We start from the raw sequence: 4,580 nt of genomic DNA on the forward strand, positions 1-4,580 counted from the left end.
TTCAGCGTAGGCACCCGCCACCGCATTCACTAGACTAAGTCCACCAACATTATAGGTAACGCACAACCCACCAACACCATTAAGGCGAGCATAGGCATCAGCTGCATATCCGGCATTGAGTTCGTTACAGGTGTAGATTAACTCTACAGAACTGTCTAGCAAGACATCCATCAGACCCAGGACGTAATCTCCCACTACGCCAAAAATATGCTTGACACCAGCGGCTTGCAGGCGTTGAGTAAGGTATTGACCGACAGTTACTACATCAGACTGAGCCATTGCACCTCTGACCTCTTTAATTAAGCTACCTTTATGGCCAGCATTGTAACCAAAATTTTAAAAAACGTTACATTTTTGGGTGTAAAAAACGTTACATTTAAGATATGATATAACCTTTTATGATTTCTATTCTAGCAAGTTTCTTGAGTTGACTAGGAAGCCTAACGTCTTTTTTGTTAACTAGCCTTTAAGTTGACGGTTAGTTGTCAAGGATTAACAGTCAACCGTCAACAAAAAAGGTGAAATGTGTCTTAGCTTATACAGCAGAAACTTTTAGAGTACTTGGTTGCCCCAGATTCCCTTCTAAGACAATACCCCGCTGGTTATAAGCCAGATGACGCAGCAATTTGTAAATCCCTTCAATTTGGTCAGGGGCTCCCGCTTTCTCAGCTAACTCCGAAACAGATATGGCAGCACTTTCCTGGTGTAGTACCTCCATAACCTTTTTCTGTAAATCTAGAATTGCAGCAGCGGCTTTTTTCCCCGCTTCTACCCCAGGTTGGTGATAGGCATTGATATTCACCAAGGATGCATAAAGACCAACAGCACGTTCATACAGGGCAATTAATGCCCCCACCGTTCTAGGATTGACCTGAGGAATGCTTACGGTAATGGAATCCCGTTGATTGTCATACAACGCCTGGCGAGTGCCTTGTAATAAACCTGATAGATAGTCTCCCGCAGTTACACCAGGTTCTACTTCTGGAGACTTGCCTTGTCGGTCTTCTAAGACTTCAATGAACGTGACAAAGAAATTGGGAACACCTTCCCGAAGTTGCTGTACGTAGGCATGTTGATCCGTTGAGCCTTTGTTACCATAAACTGCAATGCCCTGATAAACCGTATTGCCCTCTAGGTCTTTTTCCTTACCTAGAGATTCCATTACCAGCTGCTGTAAGTAGCGGGAGAATAGCAATAGACTGTCTTTGTAAGGCAACATGACCATATCTTTCTCCCCCTTACCATTGCCAGCAAAGTACCAGCATAGGGCAAGTAAGGCGGCTGGATTGCTTTTGAGCTGGCTGCTACCGGTCGCGCTATCCATATCTTTAGCACCAGCCAGCATCTGACGGATATCAATCCCTTGTAGTGACGCTGGAAGTAGTCCCACGGCGGACATTTCAGAGGTACGTCCTCCTACCCAATCGTACATGGGAAAGGTGGCTAGCCAACCTTCGGATTTTGCCAATTGATCTAGTTTGCTGCCAACACCCGTAATGGCAACAGCCTGGGCAGCAAAGTCTAGATTCTGAGACTCGTAGGCTGTTTTAACTTCCACCATGCCGTTACGAGTTTCTGGTGTTCCCCCAGATTTGGAGATGACTAATACCAGAGTGCTAGACAATCGGTCTTGGAGTCGGGTCAGGACAGTATCAATGCCAGCTGGGTCAGTATTGTCAATAAAGTGAATAGCTAAAGGAGGAGAGTCTAGCGCAAGGGCTTCAGCGACAAACTCAGGACCAAGGGCAGAACCCCCAATACCAATGGAAAGAACATCAGTAAATTTTGGTGCCCTAGGGGGATGGATGGCACCCGTGTGGACATTTTGGGTAAAGGTTTCAATCTTTTCGAGAGTGTTGACAATGTCTTGTTGGAGTTCTGGAGTTGGGGCTAAGTCCGGGTCTCTTAGCCAGTAGTGACCGACCATGCGGTTTTCATCAGGGTTTGCGATCGCACCGTTGACTAAGGCATCCATATCCTTAAATGCCTTTTCAAACTTAGGCAGCATCGCCTCCACAAAGGCATCATCAAACCCCATACGGCTGATATCGAGGTAAATCTCTAATCCTTCGTGGTAATAAAGCCAATCCTGATAGCGTTGCCAGAGTGCAGCGGCGTCCATAAGTAGCTCTCCAACTTCTTTTATTGTCCACTCACAAGTTTAAGGCAAGCACATAGCTTGACACTCCCCGGTCTAAAGACGCGGGGATTCCTAGATCTACGACCGGCCTTGAACCTCCGTATCCTTGCGGCAATACCTAAACCAATATCCCGTCAAGACCAAGATTCTAGTTCAGTTTACGTGCATACCCAGCGGGCTGGTCTCCTTAGGCGTTTAGTTACTTTTTGAGAAGTGCCTTATAAAGTCCGTTGCTTCCCTGTTTCACTTGGTTTCGGCGTGCCGGAGACGAAACCTTAGAAGAGTGGAGCCTTAATCAAAAAGGTTAAAACTTTTTAATCATAGCCGACTAACTATAAAGGCTCCACTCTTCTTACGGTAACTTCTAACCCCGCCGTACCATTTTTTTTCAAAGTGTTATCTTGCTGGGTTCACACACCAATTTTTAGTTGATGGTTGGGTTTTTAAGGAGGACTTTCCCTACCCTCCGGGCATTACTACTTTAAGGTCAATAAGTTACGGGTCTCTCTCCCGGCTCAGCCATCGCCAAAGGCGACGCTACGCGAACGGTTTTTCAGCCTGTACCCTATGCTTGAATTATACTATAGCGCTAAAGTATTGTCAACTCGGCGACTAAAGTCGCGCTCGTGTCTTCATCCCCGGTTTAAAAACGCGGGGCTTTCGACTTGCGCGTCCCCTAGTAAACTACCCCGACTTAGCTAGCCCTTGGCGTCGGGGCTATGCGCGACTGTTCCCAAAACGTTTTTTAGATTTTTGAGCAGGTCTTGAACCTAATCAACTTGTTGAAGGGACAGGCTGTGGGAAAATGATCGAATCCCGGAGCAACTTACTAGCAGCTAAAACTTCCTGTCTTGCCCATCGATCTGCTGCCAAGATATCGTCTAAAGAAGGATTGGAACAGTTATCAGCTTGGTGGCGATCGCATACAGATTCAATACAACGAGCAATATCCAAATAACCAATTTTCTCCTCTAGGAATAGGGCAACTGCCTGCTCATTCGCTGCATTCAATACCGCTGGCATCGACCCACCAGCCCGACCAGCCGCATCAGCGATGTTCATACAGGGATATTTCTGATGATCCGGTTCCCTAAAAGTCAAATTACCAGCTTTCACCAAATCTAGTGGTTCCCAATCGGTATAGATCCGCTCCGGCCATGAAAGGGAATAGAGTAAAGGCAAGCGCATATCTGGCCAACCTAACTGAGCTAATACTGAAGTATCTTGTAGTTCAATCAGGGAGTGAATAATACTCTGGGGATGGATCACAATGTCGATGTGGTCATAATCCATGCCAAACAGGAAGTGAGCCTCAATCACTTCCAATCCCTTATTCATCAGGGTGGCAGAGTCTACAGTAATTTTACGACCCATTGACCAGTTGGGATGCTTCAGGGCATCAGCCACCTTCACTGAAGCTAACTTGTCTACGGACCAATCTCGGAAAGCCCCCCCAGATGCAGTTAGGATAATCCGCCGCAATCCCCCTGCTGGCACTCCCTGAAGACACTGAAAAATTGCCGAATGTTCTGAGTCAGCTGGTAGCAGCTTAATACCATGCTTTTCCACTAAGGGTAGTACCACTGGACCACCTGCAATTAGAGTTTCTTTATTCGCTAAAGCAATGTCTTTACCCGCTTCAATAGCAGCAATAGTAGGCAACAAACCCGCACAGCCGACAATGCCAGTAACTACAGCTTCGGCATCACCATAGCGTGCCACTTCTACCACTCCAGCTTCGCCCCCTAAAAGAATAGGTTGGGGGTCAAGGTCAGCAATTGCTGCTTTGAGTTCTGGCAATTTCTCTTGATCACGAATTGCGGCAATTATCGGTCGAAATTGCCTAATTTGAGTGGCTAACATTTCCACATTGCGCCCAGCTGCCAATCCCACTAACTGGAATTGCTCGGGGTATTGATTAACAATATCGAGAGTTTGGGTACCGATTGAGCCAGTGGAACCTAAGAGTGTAATTTTTTTCACAATTTTTTTAGAATTACCAACAACTCCCCTATCATACCGGGGCAATGGGGAGCCTATAAGTAACTCAAACCAATTAAAACGATTGGTAAATTTTTATGATCGTACTGCCAATTTGGCAACAAACCTTAGTGAATATGCGTTTTGATTAAGTTTTACCCCTATTGTCAGTGATCAGCAAGTCTTATGTAGTCAATCACACAACGTAGACCGGATTAATGCGGCATGATATGGCCAACATGTATATATAGTAGTTTTCAATTGGGTGAGGTACAAAGTCCTGGGTTTTAGGGAATAGGGAGTAGAGAGTAGGGAGTAGGGAGTAGGGAGTAATAATCCCCCCTTGCCCCCCTTAATAAGGGCGGGAGAAAATTGACTGTACCTCATAAGTATGAGGAACGCTATATTCTATATATGTATATATATAGAATATAGCGTTCCTCATACTTATGAGGTACAA

General features: G+C 45.8%; 4 protein-coding genes. All 4 read right to left on the reverse strand.

The window, feature by feature from the left end; genetic code table 11:
• Positions 1–279: thiamine pyrophosphate-binding protein (locus F6J94_RS30685; RefSeq protein ID WP_293047197.1), on the reverse strand; the 279-nt coding region annotated here is incomplete at its 3' end.
• 256 nt (positions 280–535) lie between these two features.
• Positions 536–2,122 carry a glucose-6-phosphate isomerase gene (locus F6J94_RS30690; RefSeq protein ID WP_293047199.1) on the reverse strand — a complete coding sequence of 529 codons (1,587 nt, stop codon included), beginning with the start codon at positions 2,120–2,122 and terminating at the stop codon, positions 536–538.
• Positions 2,123–2,914: 792 nt separating this feature from the next.
• Positions 2,915–4,123: a 1-deoxy-D-xylulose-5-phosphate reductoisomerase gene (gene dxr / locus F6J94_RS30695; RefSeq protein ID WP_293047202.1), complete on the reverse strand. Its 1,209-nt coding sequence runs from the start codon at positions 4,121–4,123 to the stop codon at positions 2,915–2,917.
• Positions 4,124–4,312: 189 nt separating this feature from the next.
• Complete coding sequence (locus tag F6J94_RS30700) at positions 4,313–4,507, reverse strand: hypothetical protein (RefSeq protein WP_293021567.1); 195 nt, start codon at positions 4,505–4,507, stop codon at positions 4,313–4,315.
• Between the last annotated feature and the right edge of the window lie 73 nt (positions 4,508–4,580).

This window comes from Moorena sp. SIO1F2, from assembly GCF_010672755.1.
Taxonomy (GTDB): domain Bacteria; phylum Cyanobacteriota; class Cyanobacteriia; order Cyanobacteriales; family Coleofasciculaceae; genus Moorena.